The sequence below is a fragment of the Rhodohalobacter sp. SW132 genome (assembly GCF_003390325.1).
Taxonomy (GTDB): Bacteria; Bacteroidota; Rhodothermia; order Balneolales; family Balneolaceae; genus SW132.
Genome location: NZ_QUOK01000010.1, coordinates 23,845 through 41,732, shown reverse-complemented (window position 1 = coordinate 41,732; position 17,888 = coordinate 23,845). Strand labels below are relative to the sequence as shown.

The window sequence follows — 17,888 nt, the reverse complement described above, 5'->3', positions numbered from 1 at the left end:
TTATGAAGCCTACTCCGGAACAATGGGTAAGGACAGTCCTCTCCATGATTGTCTTCTTTACGCTTTTGCTTCTTGTAACCCCTCTTGTGCTTTTCCTTCTGCTGATATCGCTGGGCCGGCTTACCAACTTTATCATTGAAAAAGTTGCCCCCCTGCTGGCATACCCGGTTTTTTTTATTCTTGGAATCCAATTTTCTATCGAAAAACATATTCGGCCGCTGCCGTCGCCGGCCGTGTACATTTCAAATCACAGCTCTACACTCGACCTCTTCTGTATTCTTGCACTCGGTTTGCCCAGGGCCAGATTCATTGCCAAATGGGAGCTTCAGTATAACCCGCTTTTCTTCATCCTGGGCAGGCTGACCGGGCAGGTTTTTATCAAAAGACAAAATTCAGAAGAGGCGGTTCAGACTCTTCAAAAAGCCTACACCCGTGTTCGCAAACAACAACTCTCAATATTCGCAGCTCCCGAGGGGTCAAGAAAACACCCCGGAATAATCGGTGAATTCAAAAAAGGGCCGTTCCGTACTGCCATGGATCTCGGTTATCCCATTGTGCCAATCTACTTTGAAGGGAACCAGGCCTTGAGCAATGGAGGATCACTTTTCACGCGCAAGGGTACAATAAAAGCACACATCCATCCGCCAATAGATACCTCTGGCTGGACACTGGAGGAACTTGAAGAGAGAATCGCAGAAGTCCGCTCAAAATACATATCATGGGCGGCTGAAGATTTGAAATTGCCCGAAGAAACTGTAGGAGACACATCAAAACAACGGTGAATTCATAGCAGGTTGTTAACAAGATTTTGATTCCCCTGAAGGTACCCTCGGGGACAGATTAATTTTTAATTCATTTTCTGATTCTCAGCACCTATATTGGCGTTTGGGTTGAGTGAGAACTCAATGGTGAGTTACCCAAAATGAGTCATCGAAAAAAATTTTGGAATAAAACGAGTTGCACCGGATTGGTACATGAATCAGGGATAACTCATCCGATGACCCTATTAGGACTGGTACCCTTTACTTGATACCGGCAGTCATTATCTGCCATCTGCCGGATTCCATCCAGATTCTGCTTTTTGATCCGGTAATGCTGTACACACTGTTATTAGAACCTGCCACTATATGCAGGTCAATAAGGAGCTTTTTAAAACAATCAAACTACCACTTGGTCAAGGTCTATGGGTATAATTTTCCAGGACTGTCCACAAAAGAACTTGATCTGAACTACCAGCCTATTGGCAATCCTGCAAAGTAGGGTGACATTGCCAATAAATAGGATTTAAATGTGAGCGAATCCTGGTTCAGCAGGGCATAACGAGAACTCCATTCTCCTGATGCATTTTTGGACGATATCGAAAATTTTAAAATAGAACCTGAACCGAGCTATCGCTGCAGTGTAAACGTTAACCGGAATCTGCCTAATATCTGCCATGATACATCCCATTTCCCATAATCCATCGGCTACACGAGAGTTCGCCTTTGACCTGAAACCTCTCATCCAGCCGCCAGTTTCACTGAATCGTGCCCGCCAAATTGCAGAGAGACTTGGCTGCAAACCTAAAGGATTACAAACCTATTTTTTGTTCTGGAACCCTGACTTTCAAGATGCTGAATCTGCAGAAATTCAGCTATATCTCCCTACCCGTTATCTGAATTTTGACAAGCCGGAACAACATGCTTCATTTCAATACCGCACATTTCCGGTTCTGCTGGAAGATGAATTTGCGCTTACTGTTTTAAATGGTGTTCCTTCCGGCGACAAAGAATCCTTTGGTGCGCTTTACCAGGTTAAAGTTAAATTTAAATCGGGAAGGGAAGAGATTATCAGGGACCCGATGGCAGCTTCACTTCCTTATGGCGTATTCGCACCTGCCGAGGTGTATGACATTGACACAATGTTGAAGAACAGAGCCGATTCAACATATTACGAACAACTTTCTGATGAACTTTCCGAAGAAAATAACCATCGTATTCCCAACTCCGTAAACCTGCTTGAACTACATGTTCAAACCTCAACCAAACCGGGTACACTCTATTCCCTGAACGACCGGTTCAAACAGGTGGCTCGTAAACTAAGAAGCGGCAATGAACTTACACCGGATGAAAAAAACTTATGCGGTTTCGATGCAGTTGAGCTGATGCCGCTCGATCCCGTTGTACAACATCCGGATAACCACACGTTCTGGGATCCGATTCACCAGCCAAATGAAGATGGTGAAGAGGTTACAGTACGTCTAAAACGGCCCGGTGTTCTCAACTGGGGATATGATATATCATTATTTGGATCCGCCGCAGTTAATCCCTCTCTGCTCGGTACCGGCAGGCCGTCAGAATTGCTTGAATTGATAGAGACGCTTCATACATCCCCCGATCCTGTTAAAGTGGTCCTCGACGTTGTTTATGGCCATGCTGATGATATTGCAACCCAACTGCTGCCCAGTCTATATTTTACCGGACCCTCAACCTACGGCCGGGAAATTCGGATTAGACATCCGATGATACGCGCAGTAGTACTTGAGATGCTCCGGCGTAAAATGGCGTACGGGTTTGATGGAATTCGTGTAGATGCATCACACGATTTTAAATATTATGATGAAGAAAAAGAAAAACATCTCTATGACAACGATTTTCTGAAGGAGATGAGCGATATCACTGTCAGAAATTGCGGTACACTCTACCGCCCCTGGATGATTTTCGAAGACGGGCGTCCCTGGCCGCGCGATGACTGGCAGCTTGCAGCATCTTACCTTGAGGTAAACAACCAGCAGGAACACGCGTTTCAATGGGCTCCAACCATATTTGCATACAACACTCCTTATTCATACACATACTGGGTTTCAAAGATGTGGCGCCTGAAAGAGGTTATGAAATATGGGGAAAGGTGGATCAGCGGTTATGCGAACCATGATACAATCCGGCGCGGCACGCAGGCAGATCCCAATTCAGTTACCGTGAATTCACACCTGGGAAACTCCCTTAAAATGGTGATGAATAATGCCTATAACCATCCTTCTACCACACTGTTGATGCACGGATTCCTGCCCGGCGTGCCGATGGACTTTCTCCACGCACTGGGACATGCTCCCTGGAGCTTTATACGCGATACGGATTCCAATTACGCACTAAAGGTAACGGCTGAAGAAGCCTATTTCCTTGACTGGCAGGTAACCGGAAACGAGTTCCGGCAATCCCGTTTTTTTAAAAGGCTGAAAGGTATGGGATTTCATTCACTTGATGAACTTAGAAGTTTTACCAAAGCGCTGCTTTCCTTCGTAAAATGCACGGATAATGATCCAGAACAAATTTTGAAGTTGATCAACGTGTATTGCGAAGAGACGTGGACCCGGGAAATGCTCGATGAATTTGTTGATGCCTGGATGCAGGACCTGAATTGTTACTGCAATGTAGATAACCATGCTGAGTACGTTAGCAGTAAAAAAGCTGCGTTTAATCTGGAAATCAGAAAGTACAGGACAAAAAACCCCTGGCTTAGGTACAACTTCCGGGATGATGATTTTCTTACCTATGCTGAACCCGTACACGGTACAGTGATCTACTACGGGTACAGACGTGATCCAGAATCAGGCAAGGAAATTGTTTTTGTGGCAAACATGGAAGGGCAGCCGCGACAGATCGTCCCGGCAGATTTAATTCCCCAGGTAAAAAATCCAAACAAGTGGTCTGTTGCCTGCTCCACTCCGTCAATAACGAGAAAAGAAATTTCCGAACCGATCCGGTTATCGATTTCACAGGGTTTACTCTTTGAACGTTCCTGAAGTTTATGAAACTCATGCGGCATCACGGTGTGGCATCTGCCATTTTTGCTTAATTGAAAAGCAAAGCTTTATGGTTTCTCGTTTCGGTGCAGAGCACCTGAACGAGATATAGCTTTATGGGAAACCCTTTCGGCACAGAGCACCGGAACCAGGAAAAATTTCATGGAAAACCATTCCAGTTCAGAACACCGGAATGAGGAAAAGTTTTATACCAGATAATATTTTTGTGCAGCGTCAAAGATTTACGCTCCAAAAAATAAAAGCCGCTGTTGCAGCGGCTTTTATAAAATTATTAAAAAACAGGAAGCAGCTTCCTAATTTTCGCGGTAAAAGTAGATTTTTTTGTTTGAAGCATCTTTACCGCTTTTAATCTTCACGTTATTCTCCTGATTATACTGATAAACAGCAGTGCGCATGGAGTTTACGCTTTTATCATTCGAATAAGAAACTTCAACGGCCTGCCCGCCCGGTTCTAACTTATCAAGAGCATCCATCAGCGGTTTAAATTTTGATGACCTTCTTTTACTCGATTTAATTTGAGACCGTTTAACGAATTTAATATTCATGACTAATATTTGATTTTTTCAGACTACGATTGTAAAATATTGTTACTTCTTAATGCAATCTTACATTTAGAATATTCGTACAAGATAAGATAATGAAATTTTACAAATTATTCTCATCTCCTACTTTTAACCAATACAGCCTGTCTTTTATTGTTTGAATAAATCTTTCTGCAAACTGTACTGATCATCCATTTCAACACGTTTAGAAAACTATTATAACGATTTTTATACATGCTGAAACTATATGTTCCGTGAATTCACATTTAAGCATACAACTACATGTGTAAACCGAAACCAAATTATTGCTTAAACAGCTAAAAAAGCTAACTATCACATATAATTCGTATTTCTTTCTGTTTTATCGGCATTAAAACATAAAACATTAGATATAGTTCAATTTTTATTTTTTCAGGCATCTCAAAAGAGGTTCAACATGGTGTAAGCTTAAAGCAGATGCATTAAAACAAAGATGTTTTATATCAGGTATTTCTACATGAATAACTTACCGGCTCGATGGCATTTTGTGTGGATTCAATCTTTTTGAATGATCTTGTTTTCAATCAGGTATTAGCTTTGAAGATCTAATCAATTTCTAATTAAGTTGACCCGTGATATCATTTTCCTGGTTTTCAAATCAGTCCAAAGGAGCACCAATCAACAACATCGTGCAACGCGTGATGACGGTTTGGCGGCTAATAGGCGAGGCGACCAACTTTCAAAAGCCCCGAACCCAAAAATCGTCCGTTTGAGCCGTTTTGTTATGTCCGTACTAATTGGGTGCTCGATTTAGTTGTAATAAGTCCCATTTGTTGCCATACAGGTCTTGAAAAACTACAACTGTGCCATATTCTTCTACTCGAGGTTCCTCGGTGAAAACCACACCCTTTGATTTCATTGCCTCATAATCACGCCAGAAATCATTGGTTTGTAGAAACAAGAACACACGACCACCAGTTTGATTACCTATTACCTGTCTTTGTTCATCTGAACTAGCTTGTGCAAGAAGAAGATTTGTGCCATTTGAGTTTGGCGGAGAAACTTGAATCCAACGTTTACCGCCACCTAAATCGGTATCTTCTACCAAAGTAAATTGAAGCTTTTGAGTATAAAACTCGATCGCATCGTCATAGTTTTCTACGACTATGGCAACAATTCCTATTTGCTGTTTTACTAATTGAGGCATAGCAATTTACACGATTTCAAAAACTTAATTTTTACACAAATTCACTGTTTTCCAAAAAAGCACATAACGGTTTGACAAATATGAGCGGCGGGGCAACCAACTTTCAAAAGCCCCGAACTGCAAATTCGTCCGTTTGAGCCGCTTTGGTGTTATGTGGCGATATTATGGGTTAAGAACATCCAATGGTTTAGCAGATCACTCAGGAAACGAACGAAGAATCTGCTTGTTCATGGTTATCAGTTTGGTATCCAGATCTTCTGCGAGACTGATGAATTCACAGTCGTAGGAAGAACAATCAGATTTTTCAGCAAAATTATATACCTGAATTGAGTTTACATGAAACTCCCGATCTTTCATCTGATTTTCTGCTTTTTCAGAGACTTGTAATGCTTCAGACAGATCAATGAGTTTTTTTCTCATGTAAAGAAAAACAACATTCCTGAACTCACTTTTCCACAAAACCGGAGCAACCCAATCCGGATCCCATTGAAATAATTGATCACACAGTTCAGTATGGTCTGATGGTAACCAAAAATGAGCGAGAATGTTAGTATCAACAACAATCATGGTCTTTTCAATTTCTTCAGCAGACAAGCTTCCTCTGACTTTTTTTCTCATCATCCGTGCTTGACGGAGAATTTCATCAGAAGAAACACGTTTCGGCTCGACGGATCGCTCCAAACAGGCTATAATCTCGCTGTTCATACTTCGATGTTGTGCTTCTGCCTGCTGCTTTAGCTTTTTGTAAATAGGCTCTGGTATATTTTTGACTGTGATACTTGGCATAATCTTTTAAGTTTCGTTATGGTGTAAATATGAAACCATCTTAAAAGGGGAAATATTGCAAGAGGGCAGGCCACATGACATGTAAATAACCCCATCTGGCAGACCCAGCTTGGGCGAAGGCAGACAGCTTAATTCCACACATATCGTTCATTAAAAAAAATCCTCGATTGTTATAATTCATCTGGATGCACCCTGTTTGACTTGCTGAACCCATGTCACCTGAGCAGCCTTTCTCCAAAGCTGGCTCAAAAGATGAATGTGATTTTTACGCCCTCCAACCTGAACATAATTTCCTGTCAGAAGTTCGAACGAGACAATGAACCACCTCAAGACAGAGCCTTCAATGTGTCAACTTATAATCCATAAATTTTTATCGATTATGAATTGTCCCGTTTTGCCATAGGCACGTTTTTTTGGGATGGGGGCAATGGGGAGATGATCTTTTTGCTTATGAATCAAGTTTTGAACTATGGTTGATTATGATGGGCATCCCCCTGCTCTCTCGACAGCTGTCCGGATCGTTTCTATCTTCTCCCAAATGGGAAATGGGCCTATTTATCTTTTTCCCAAGATAATCGGGGAACTAAACCACTTATCATTCAATAAGGAGTAGATCTGCAAGCTTTCTCATTGAAATCAGGCAATTGAAAAATAGCAGCACCTGTCAATTGCAGTACAATATTAGAATCGAATCTACCACTTTTAATTAACATTAGAATTTATTAACATTGAATCAGCTTAAGAGAATCCATTAAGAAATAACGTGTATTCTCTCCTTACAAGAACACAATACCCCATAGGCATGACAGGATTTAACAGGTATAAAATTCATTATTACGGCACAGTATCCGTAGTCTCCCTCGTATTGATTACCCTGCTAATTTCATTATTGAATTGGCCCTTACCTGCTGGATTGGCTCTTGGCTCAGCATTATTTCTTCATTCACTGATACTCTCACGGTCACTCAAAGATCTCTTTTTAGGTGCACTCGAGAAAGGAATGATTGATGATTTGCTCTACTCTCTTAAAGCGGACACTGAAATCAGTGAACGAAACAGTAATTCTTAGTACTATTTGTTAAAACGGCAGATATTTGTAAGAATCACAACCATACTAATGCCGGCGTATCCTCGAATTTATGCCTGCATCTGTGAACCTGCCCTCTTTGATACTTGACTAAAATCTCTTCAATTCGTTTCGTACGTCGCTGCAGAAGAATCTGTTTTTGTTTTTTCACTTTCGATATGAAAGACTTTGTGAACAAAAAACATTGATAATTGAATAATTGGCAGAATCAACAGCCCCAATCCGATAACAACCCCAAGCTGCAGATGAACTTCCATCGGCATTGTCAGGTATGCGACACCGATCATAAGGATATTCACAAGCCAGAGAATAAATGCTGAGTGATGATGAGAAATGTCCATATCTATCATCTTGTGATGGATATGACTGCGATCAGCATTAAAAGGACTTACCCCGCGAATAACCCGAATCATTATTACCCGCAGTGTATCTACAATCGGTACTATGAGAATCGCAACGGCCAGTACTTCTCCGTTCGCTATATGCCAGGCTTCCCCGGAAAGGCCATGGTTGAGTATTAAAAATTCTAGAGATAAAAACCCTAAAATAAACCCTATCGACATAGCTCCGGTATCTCCCATGAAGATTTTTGCCGGAAACATGTTGTATGCCAGAAACCCAACGAGGGCGCCGGATAGTGAAAATGATAAAATCGCCAGACTGATAAAACCTGCACCCCAGAACCATATCCCGAGTATACCTGAAGCGATTAACCCCACCCCGCCGGCCAGGCCATCTATCCCATCGATCAAGTTATAAGCATTAATGATCGCTATCAGAATTACAACGGATGTGACGGTCCCTGCACCCCACGATACTTCCTGATAGCCGAGTACCCCTCCATAGCTTGTTAGTGCAACTCCGCCTCCATAGACAAGGATTAGAACAGCAACCAGCTGAACAGCCAGTTTCTTAAACGGTGTTAATTGTACAATATCATCCCTGACACCCAGCAGAAAAAGAATAAACAAAGCTGCGATGAAATAAGGAAATGATTGAATACTCACCACTTGTCCCCATACAGAATAGGAAACAATAAAAGCTGATATTATACCGACGCCTCCCAAAGTCGGTACGACTGATCCCTGTAATTTTCGGATACCATCCGGGGAATCGATCAGATTTTTCAGCTTCGCCACTCGTATAACAGCTGGCATGGCTATGTAGCTGATTACATACGCCGTAAGTACGGCAGGTATGATCAGCATTAAATCATACAGATTCATAATTGTTTGATGTATTTGCTCTTATTCCCTGATTTACCAGTGTAGTCTTTACTGTCTTGCACTACCTTTGTTCCTGTGGTACCGACTCCCAGCTGTGATTAAACTGTCTTATTTGTCTATAGTTAAGGATATTTAGATTCAAATAAAATTATACTCTTAGGTAAAAAAGCGTATAACCCCTGTTTTACCATTAAATTTTGCTAATAATTTCATGTTATGAGTAACAAAAGGTGGGTCGGGCTGCCGTAAGAAACTGAACCTGCCAACAATAAGTGAAGAGTTGGATACCATACCTTTTTGGTCGATATGGAGTTTATCATAGAGTGTCCTCCATCGAAGTTAATGACACTAACAAAATCCAAATTTATAAATCTTTTCCTGGTACTTTTGAACGGTCAAAAGTACCCAAAACCCGCCGGGCTGATGATTCCTTCAGTCGGGATTTGCGGTCCGTTTTGCGATGTAAAAACAAAGGTCCATATCACTTAGCGTCAGTAATCATAGATTTGGCCGGTAGTTTTTACAAACATCACATGCACTCCCCGCAAACCAAGCACCTCCTTCAGTAATCAAAGGCCGGATTATTTAAAAGTTGATAAAAGATCTTGGGTATATCTGCTAATTTGGTTCCCTTTGAAAGAAATCTAAGTTAGTTTCATTGCCTTCGAAGGAGACAATGGGGGATGATCTGCTGAGCTTTACAACAAGAAATGGACACTTCTAAACTCAGAACCAATAGTTTAAAACCGCTTTAATTTAATGTACAACCGAGGCCTCTTCTTCCTCTTCTATAGCTGATTTTTCTTTAGATATAGCGTGTCCGTTTTTAGATCCGTGGGTATTTTTGTCGGACTCTTTCGCCTTTTCTGAAAGATTTTTACCTGATAGTTTTCTTGTTTTACCCCTGTAATTAAATGTAGGAACAATTTCTTTGAGCATACCGCGAATAGACGCAATATCACCTTTATGAATCATTTCAAACATTCTGCCGATTTTTTCATCCAGCTGATCTTTTTCAAGCTTTCGAATACAGATCGCTTTAAAGATCTCTTTGTGATCGGTTTCATTCACGCCCTCTTCAGCGTTGAGCAATTCCTCAAAAAGCTTCTCACCCGGTCGTAAACCGGTCACCTCAATATGGATATCCTTATCGGGCTCAAGACCATGTAAGCGGATGAGATCTCTCGCCATATCAATAATTTTCACCGGCTCACCCATATCCAGAACAAATACTTCGCCTCCGTCACCCATCGACCCGGCCTGCATAACCAGCAGTACTGCCTCGGGTATCGTCATAAAATATCGCTTCATCCTGGAATCGGTTAGCGTAATAGGTCCGCCATTAGATATCTGCTCCATAAACAGCGGCACCACCGAACCCCGGGAACCCAGAACATTTCCAAACCGTACCGAGATAAACTTCGTGTTGCAGATGTCGTTAAACGACATGCAAATTTCCTCAGCTACACGCTTTGTAGCACCCATTACATTGGTGGGGTTTACCGCTTTATCGGTAGAGACCATAACAAACTTATCCACACCGTATTTACATGCAAGTTCGGCAAGAACATGAGTTCCGCCCACATTTACGCGAATAGCCTCATCCGGAAAGCTTTCCATCATCGGCACATGTTTGTAGGCTGCAGCGTGAAATATCACATCTGGTTCAAACTCACGCATCACGCGATCCATTTTATTTTTATCTGCAACGCTGGCAACACAGGGAATAAGGTTTGCATTCAAACTCTTTAGTTCATTTTCGACATGAAAAAGTTCGGTTTCATCTACATCCAGCATCACCAGTTTGGCGGGATCAAGTTTTGCGCATTGCCGAACCAGTTCACTACCAATAGAACCGCCGCCGCCGGTAACCAGCACGGTCTTACCGGTGATTGAATTGCGAATCGTGTCCATATCAATATTTACCGGCTCCCGTCCCAGGATATCTTCAATACTGATATCACGAATATGCTTCACTCCAACCGGGTCATCCGAAAGCGAGTGAAATGAAGGGAGTACTTTAATATCCATATCCGGACGGATAGACTTTACTTCATCAATAATTTCTTTCAGATCCTTTTTCGGAATTTCAGGAAAGGCTACAATCAGCTGATCCACATCGTGTTCCCGGATATACTCCATCATTTTCTTTTTACCACCAAGAAAACGGGTTCCGTGCAACAGCAGTCCCGGCATAATGCGATCATCGAACATTCCGCGCACATTAAGATTCCAGTGCTCGTTTTTCAGGATATCCCTGAGGATCTGCTCACCCTCACTTTCTCCGCCAAAAATAATCGTATGTTTTTTGCGCTTCTTCGGTGCCGATACCAGCTCGATATACATCCGCTTGCTGATCCGAAACCCGCCAACAAGTAATAACGCATTCAGCATCGTCAACGCCGTATATGCATACTCGAAGTTGCCCGGTGATAGAAAAATTTCAGAAATTGCGAGAGCCGTAAATCCCCCAAACAAAACACCGCAAAAGATCCGCACAAGTTCACGGAGACTCATGTAACGCCAGTTCACCACATACATTCTGAAAAATGCAAGGCCGACCAAAATCGAGAGTACCATCATCGCGGTAAACTCAACCGGTACAGGCCTGGCTGCCAGACTAAAAGGTGAGAGGATTAAAAATGCCATTGCCGCTGAAATCAGGAGTGCAAAAGTATCTCCCGCAAGAAAAAACAGTCCTCTCGTAAAACGATTGATGTATTTGTATTTAACTTTATATGATTCTACTTCCATGTTTTGCTCGCTCATCCTGGCCGTGATACTGTCAGTTGTTGTATATGCCTGTTTTTAATTGGCTGTGCTTTCGATTTATTGAAAAACTCTCTGCAGCGTTTATACCTAAACTTCATTAATTGTCTAATCAAAAATTATACTGCTAACAATTTATTTAATTATACCAGCAGAATGAATTACAATATTATAATTAAGAACGATTTAACACCATCATAATATTCTTTGGCCGCCACAGAACGGCTATACCTTTACAATTATCACCGCCATCATTTACGTAAAGCCCTGTTCATGGCGTGAATAATTCTTTGCCTGTCGCTATCTGCCATATTACTGCCGGATGGCAAACAGAGTCCATACTTAAACAGAAATTCACTCACACTTGTTTCATCTCCCCCCTTACTATAGAATGATGAATTATTGTAAAGCGGCTGGCGGTGCATTGGCTTCCATAGCGGTCTGCACTCGATATTCTCCTTTTCCAGACTAAGCCTGATATCTTCCCGTGTGATTCCTCCCGTTTCATTTGGGTTTATGAGTACCGTGGTCAGCCACCGATTACTGAAATACCCTTCAGGCTCTTTTAGAAAATAGATTCCGGACTTTTTCATACCCGTTTGATTTGACGAACTGCTCGAGCTGCTTCCAAAACGTTCACGTAAATCTTTAAAATCAGTATCTGCCCACTCCCCGTTCAGCGCTTCAAAGTAGAAGTTGTGGTTCGATCGGCGAAGTTCAACATGCTGATCCAGTACCTGCATCTGTCCGCGTCCTATTCCTGCCGTGATATTGCTCATTCGATAGTTGTAGCCGAGCTGAGAGTGCTGGTAGTGCGGCGCATCATCCCTCGCCTGCGTGGCCAGAAATCGTGAACGGCTGATCAGTTCTTCATCATCACCCAGCAGGGCACCGCCGCCAGATGTGGTAATAATTTTATTCCCGTTGAACGAATAGACGGAGAGTTTGCCGAATGAACCGCACTTTTTACCGTTAATGGATGAGCCAAGTGCTTCAGCCGCATCTTCAATAACAGGAATATTGTATGTACGGCCAATTTCGAGGATACGTTCCATTTTTGCCGGCATCCCGTACAGGTGGACCACAATGATCGCCTTAGGCATCCCCGGACGGTTGTTTTCACTTTTGGATTTGCCGGTCAGAGATGATTTACTTTTGTTTTTATCAATTTCGTCCGCATTATCGGATTCTTTTTGATGCCGGGATGATGTTTTATCCAAACGATCTGTAATAGCCTCCTCCAGCAGATCGGGATCCATATTCCAGGTTTCCGGTTCGGAATCGATAAACACCGGTTCTGCTCCCTGGTAACGGATTGGGTTTGCTGTTGCTGTAAACGTAAACGACTGACAGAAAACTTCATCACCCGGCTGCACACCGCACAGAATCAGGGCGAGATGGATTCCGGCTGTTCCTGACGTTACCACCGCCGCCTGATCTCTTCCTGAATACCCGGCAAGATCTTCTTCAAATCCGTTCACATTCGCACCCAGCGGTGCAATCCAGTTTTTTTCGAAAGCGTCGTGTATGTAATCAAGCTCTCCGCCACCCATATGCGGGGATGAGAGATAAATTCGTTTCTGTTGATCTGGCATGTATACTAAATAATTATTTGTTCTTCAGGAATTTGGCTTAATTCAAAAAATTAACTAATTCAAACTAACAATTAATCGGGCAATTGTTACCTTAGAAATAATTATTGCTTGTACTGAGAAAACAATACTGTTTTATACTTTTTTCCGGGTATTGTGAATGTATACATATTTCATATACTTGTACATGCAAAAACAAACCCCATACGCATTTGTGAATCAGAATATGGAACAGAATGCTCATACTGGTCTATATGTAACTCAACCAGTTATCATAGCAGAAGTTTCAATATTTTATTGAATAGATAAGATTTATATAAATGAACAAATTTCGATTACTTTCATCATCTATACTTTTTTTAATATTAACATTGCCTTTTTTCGTGCAGGAAGCTCAGTCACAAAGTGTTGGAATTGGCGTAAAAGTCGGGCCTGCAGTGACCTCACACCTTCACGACTTTCGATTTGTATCCGGTGATATCGACCTTTCGCTGACTCCGAACCCTACATCAGGTATTGAAACTGGATTGATGTTCAGACAATGGTTAGGTGAAAGTCTCCGTTTACAGATTGAGCCTTCATTGATTACCATGGGTGCAAGCTATGAAGAAGGATTTCAGCTCAGGGGATTTAACTTTCAAACGGTTAGCGAGACGGATCTTCTCTATATACAGGTCCCCATTCTCTTTCAGCTGACGACAACACCGCCAGAGCGAATTGTTTATGGCCGCCCCTATTCAAGCACTACCTATCATCTCACCGGCGGAGTATTTGGCGGCTACCTGATGTCTGCTCAATTTTCAGGATCTAATACCGGAGCCCCGATTGGAATTGAATTCTCAGGAGATTTTTCAAATGACGTCAAAAACCAATATTCCGATTTTGATGCCGGCCTGATTATAGGTGCCGGTCTCGAGCATGGATATAATAACAGAATTGGCTTTGAAACAAGATTGATGCTCTCCGTTCTTGACGCAGGTTCAGCGGATGCAATTTCATTCAAGCCTCACAATATGGGTGCAGTTTTCTCCTTTTATTTAATGCTTTGAAAATTAGGCTCTAAATTCTTTTTGCCTGGAATCAGTCTATTCCAGGCGACCTTCTTTTCAAACCGGTAAAACAGCCTATAGCTCTAAGATCTAATTTTTATCTAAAGATAGGTTCTACAGGTATTCTTATCGGCATTTTAAGTACAGAGATGCCACATCGGCTTTCCCCTTTTCAGGCAGGGTTTGAAACCAGTCCCATTTCGGGGCGGCATTATTTCAACTCTGAATTCAACAATATACATTGTAGGTAGGTAAAGATGGGTTGGTCGTCATGCTGGGCTACAGGTATTTCGCACCTAGGCGCTCCCATGTTTCATGCTCGCTCGCAACCCAGGCCACTGCTTTGCAGTGGCCTGGGGCTACGGATATGCCGCACCAATGGTGCTAATGTCGCGTCAATGATAATACGATTAGTAATTTCTTCAAATAATTAATGAAGTAGTTTCCCCTAACAAGGGAGGCTTTTATATTCATGAATTAACAATAGAACTCAGGTCATTCCGTAAGTTAAGATCATCTACTGTACACAAATCTACCAGCTATTGACTATACGGGTACATTTTCATTTCGTGTATAAATCAACATAAGAACTGATAAATCCTTACCTGAATTTTTCTCTGATGATCGCTGCATGCTCAGATAAACTAATTCTTAAATTGTCTATGTTATTCAATGCGGGGAGTGAGAGCTTTTTTCTCTTCCAGCTCCCTTTTAGTCTGTAGTTTGTGGGTGATGGAAGTGGCGTAATGCCAAATTTCTCAAAAACAATTACCGCGCGAGGCATGTGTGCTGCACTTGTGACTACGATTACAGGCTGGCCTGTTCCAAACCGTTCTGCGTAAACTTCGGCTTCCTCATAGGTGTTTCCCGGTTCTTTCTGGATCAACAATTTATCCTCTTCAACGCCCAGCAGAATTGCGGCATTACGAAGCATTTCAGCCTGGGTTGTCCTCCCGCTGGAAGAGTAGCCGGATAGTACCAGCATACTGTTAGGTAGCTGCCTGTGCAGCCGGATCCCTTCATTTAGCCGGCCAAGTGCATTCAGTGATAGAAGAGAATTGGGTGGGAGCCGGTCATCAAAACCGTGGCCGCCGCCAAGCACAACAATGTGGTACGGAGCTTGTACGTCAGCGATAGCAGCCACAGATACTGGTTCATACTGATCTTCCAGTGAGTTTAATAAAAAGCTCGGAACCAGCGGGGTCGAAATCAAAAGAAACCACCCACCGGAAATGATAAAAACAGCACCTGCTATCGCTCTTTTTTTGAAGAGATATGCCACCAACCCTGTCAATACGAACAGCCAGAGAATATTGAAAGGGTCAAGTAAAAATTTAATCATATGAAGTAGTATCGGGTATCGGGTATCGGGTATCGGGTATCGGGTATCGGGTATCGGGTATCGGGTATCGGGTAAAGATTTGCAATATCTTGATGAATATAAAATAAATTGAGAGAAATCCCCCTGCTACCTGCTACCCAATACTAACTATGCTCTCCCTGCATTTAAATCCCGTAATATTCCTTATACCACTTCACGAAACTTTGAATTCCCTCCTCAATCCCCACTTCCGGACGGTAATCTATGTATTCGAAAAGATCATCCACATCAGCCCAGGTCTTTTCTACGTCACCAGGCTGCATCGGCATCATGTTTTTTTCAGCCTTCATGCCGAGTTCTTTTTCAAGAATCTCAATAAACTCCAGCAAATTCACCGGTGACCCATTCCCGATGTTAAACAGGTTTGCAGGCGCCTCATCACCATTATCAGAGTTTTTGGGTGGACGCGGAATCAGCCTCTTAATGCTCTCTACAATATCGTCAATGTATGTGAAATCGCGGGACATGTTTCCATTGTTGTATACATCAATTTGCTTCCCATTGCGCATCAGGTTTGCAAATTTAAAATAAGCCATATCGGGACGCCCCCAGGGGCCATAAACTGTAAAAAAACGAAGCCCTGTTGTAGCAATTCCGTAGAGATGGGAATAGGTATAAGCCATCATCTCATTCGCTTTTTTTGTGGCGGCATACAGGCTGACCGGGCTATCCGCCCTGTCGGCAGTATGAAACGGAATTTCGGCATTTGCTCCGTAAACCGAACTTGATGAGGCGTATATCAGGTGCTTTACACTTGTGTGCCTGCACCCTTCCAGGATATTCAAAAATCCCTCCACATTTGATGAAGTATAGGCATGAGGATTCTCCAGGCTGTAGCGAACACCAGCCTGGGCGGCAAGATTAATCACCACATCAAAGGATTGAGCACGAAACAAATCCTCCACCGACTCCCGGCTGGAAAGGTCTGCTTTAACAAATGAGCAGTTTTCATGATTCTCACTTTTCACCAATTTCCCGTTATTTATCTCTTCAAAAAATTCACTGCCCGTACCCAGCTGTTCCAGCCGGCCCCACTTCAGGTCGGTGCTATAATAATCATTCAGATTATCCAGTCCATACACATCGTATCCCTCGCTGATGAGTCGTCTGCAGAGATGATACCCAATAAACCCGGCGGCGCCGGTAACTAATACTTTTTTCATAATTGCCTAAAAATTGATATAGATAACTGCCGGTTTAAATCTGTACATGAGTAGAACATCCAAAACCGGTCAATTTTATATTATTACCCGAGCAGATCATTTTCATTCATAACCAGCGGAAGAGAATCCACATCTCTCAAAAATATCAGCCCCTTTTCGTATGTGTAGTCAACACGTTCAGGAGTTAACGATCCGGAAAACAGGTACGTTAACGTATCCATCGGAAGGTTTGCGCCGCCAGCTGCAAAAGATGACGTAAACGCCACGTGCCGGATATTGATCTCCGTAATTTTTGGAACACCATTCGTATCTTCCTTAAAATCTACCGTAAAAATGCCGTTCAGCTCACTGCCTGCCTCTTTTGAGATATAATCCAGAGTCTGTTCAGATATTTCTACAAGCCCGGGCTCATTGATCAGTCGGCCAAAAGAGGTATTACCGGTAATTCCGGAGGGGGCTACCTTAGCCATAATGTAGTTGACCCGCTCTGCGCATGCAGTTCTGGCCAGTTTCCCATCAAAATAGAGCATCTTGCACGCCATATTCCGCCCGGGCAGGTATTCTGTTGCGATAAACTCCTTCACACCTCCATTAATGGAAATCCACTGGGCAAGGGAAGATTCGGATTCAATTTTCAGCGAACCGAGTCCGCTTGAACCTTCTGTACTTCGGATCCAAAATTCATCCCCCACTTCATCTGACAGTTTTTTAAAATTATACTGTCCGGGATCTACTTTTCTGAACTTTGGCACCCATGATGTTTCTCCCAGTATCTCATGCAAGCGATGTTTATTCACTAATGTATTGGCAAGGGTATAATCAGGGAGGTGAACTTTAATTTCACTTTTTATTTTTTCCGAAGATTTCGCCCATTCAAGAACCTCAACCTCAGGAAGAACAATTGCTGCTTCTATCTTTTCCTGATCAATGATCTCATTGATTTTATTCCAGTAACGATCATCATCTGCCCTTGGCACCACATAACTGGTTGCAAACAGGGAGTTATCGTATAGGCCATAGGCTAACGAATTACAGTCCACACCAATAAAACGATACTTACTCGCTTCATCTCCGCCAAACTTTTTTACGGCACGCACAAATGATCTCGGAGTCGGGCCGCCAACACCAGTGACTAATATATTTTTCATGATTTGTCTTTTTTATTTAGAAGACCAATAATATTAAATACCATCACCAATTTCCTGTTATCGCTTGTGAGTATTTTTTAACTCAGTTTGATATATCAGCTGGCCGCAGATCTACTTCATGCTGAGGCATTTTTTTTGATACCACAGATGTTCATTC

13 protein-coding genes are annotated in these 17,888 nt (G+C 42.4%); 4 read left to right on the top strand and 9 right to left on the bottom strand.

Annotation, left to right across the window (positions count from 1 at the left end; all coding sequences use genetic code 11):
* Window positions 1–2 precede the first annotated feature (2 nt).
* Window positions 3–782, top strand: coding sequence for a lysophospholipid acyltransferase family protein (locus DYD21_RS16480; protein WP_116038107.1), 780 nt, complete (start codon window positions 3–5; stop codon window positions 780–782).
* Between the two features lie 653 nt (window positions 783–1,435).
* Window positions 1,436–3,781, top strand: a complete 2,346-nt coding sequence (gene gghA / locus DYD21_RS16475; RefSeq protein ID WP_116038106.1) for a glucosylglycerol hydrolase — start codon at window positions 1,436–1,438, stop codon at window positions 3,779–3,781.
* Between the two features lie 314 nt (window positions 3,782–4,095).
* Here gghA and DYD21_RS16470 read toward each other — a convergent pair whose 3' ends face one another.
* The 3 genes from DYD21_RS16470 to DYD21_RS21330 form a co-directional block, all read right to left on the bottom strand.
* A complete protein-coding gene (locus DYD21_RS16470) occupies window positions 4,096–4,347 on the bottom strand; it encodes a hypothetical protein (protein ID WP_116038105.1) in 252 nt (83 codons plus the stop codon).
* A gap of 769 nt (window positions 4,348–5,116) precedes the next feature.
* Window positions 5,117–5,530 (bottom strand): VOC family protein, encoded by a 414-nt coding sequence (locus DYD21_RS16465; protein ID WP_116038104.1) that lies wholly within the window; start codon window positions 5,528–5,530, stop codon window positions 5,117–5,119.
* 195 nt (window positions 5,531–5,725) lie between these two features.
* A complete protein-coding gene (locus DYD21_RS21330) occupies window positions 5,726–6,316 on the bottom strand; it encodes an Arc family DNA-binding protein (protein ID WP_233505569.1) in 591 nt (196 codons plus the stop codon).
* An 802-nt stretch (window positions 6,317–7,118) separates the two neighbouring features.
* Between DYD21_RS21330 and DYD21_RS20915 the strand changes: the two genes are divergently transcribed.
* Window positions 7,119–7,385: a hypothetical protein gene (locus DYD21_RS20915; protein WP_147303625.1), complete on the top strand. Its 267-nt coding sequence runs from the start codon at window positions 7,119–7,121 to the stop codon at window positions 7,383–7,385.
* Between the two features lie 119 nt (window positions 7,386–7,504).
* On the opposite strand, the gene DYD21_RS16450 is transcribed toward DYD21_RS20915, so the two are convergent.
* The 3 genes from DYD21_RS16450 to DYD21_RS16440 all read right to left on the bottom strand — a co-directional run bounded on the left by DYD21_RS16450 (window position 7,505) and on the right by DYD21_RS16440 (window position 12,993).
* Window positions 7,505–8,629, bottom strand: a complete 1,125-nt coding sequence (locus tag DYD21_RS16450) for a glycosyltransferase family 4 protein (protein ID WP_116038103.1) — start codon at window positions 8,627–8,629, stop codon at window positions 7,505–7,507.
* Window positions 8,630–9,385: 756 nt separating this feature from the next.
* Window positions 9,386–11,383, bottom strand: a complete 1,998-nt coding sequence (locus tag DYD21_RS16445) for a nucleoside-diphosphate sugar epimerase/dehydratase (RefSeq protein WP_158607335.1) — start codon at window positions 11,381–11,383, stop codon at window positions 9,386–9,388.
* 266 nt (window positions 11,384–11,649) lie between these two features.
* A complete protein-coding gene (locus DYD21_RS16440; protein WP_116038101.1) occupies window positions 11,650–12,993 on the bottom strand; it encodes a DegT/DnrJ/EryC1/StrS aminotransferase family protein in 1,344 nt (447 codons plus the stop codon).
* Window positions 12,994–13,310: 317 nt separating this feature from the next.
* Here DYD21_RS16440 and DYD21_RS16435 point away from each other — a divergent pair, with 317 nt between their 5' ends.
* Window positions 13,311–14,039 carry a porin family protein gene (locus DYD21_RS16435; protein WP_116038100.1) on the top strand — a complete coding sequence of 243 codons (729 nt, stop codon included), beginning with the start codon at window positions 13,311–13,313 and terminating at the stop codon, window positions 14,037–14,039.
* A 601-nt stretch (window positions 14,040–14,640) separates the two neighbouring features.
* Here the strand turns inward: DYD21_RS16435 and DYD21_RS16430 are convergent.
* From DYD21_RS16430 to DYD21_RS21245, 3 genes are all read right to left on the bottom strand, one after another.
* The gene (locus DYD21_RS16430) at window positions 14,641–15,381 is read right to left on the bottom strand and encodes a YdcF family protein (protein ID WP_116038099.1); all 741 of its coding nucleotides are present in this window, start codon (window positions 15,379–15,381) and stop codon (window positions 14,641–14,643) included.
* Between the two features lie 164 nt (window positions 15,382–15,545).
* Window positions 15,546–16,583, bottom strand: a complete 1,038-nt coding sequence (locus tag DYD21_RS16425) for an NAD-dependent epimerase (RefSeq protein WP_116038098.1) — start codon at window positions 16,581–16,583, stop codon at window positions 15,546–15,548.
* A gap of 83 nt (window positions 16,584–16,666) precedes the next feature.
* Window positions 16,667–17,731, bottom strand: a complete 1,065-nt coding sequence (locus DYD21_RS21245) for a hypothetical protein (RefSeq protein ID WP_199535574.1) — start codon at window positions 17,729–17,731, stop codon at window positions 16,667–16,669.
* Window positions 17,732–17,888: the final 157 nt, after the last annotated feature.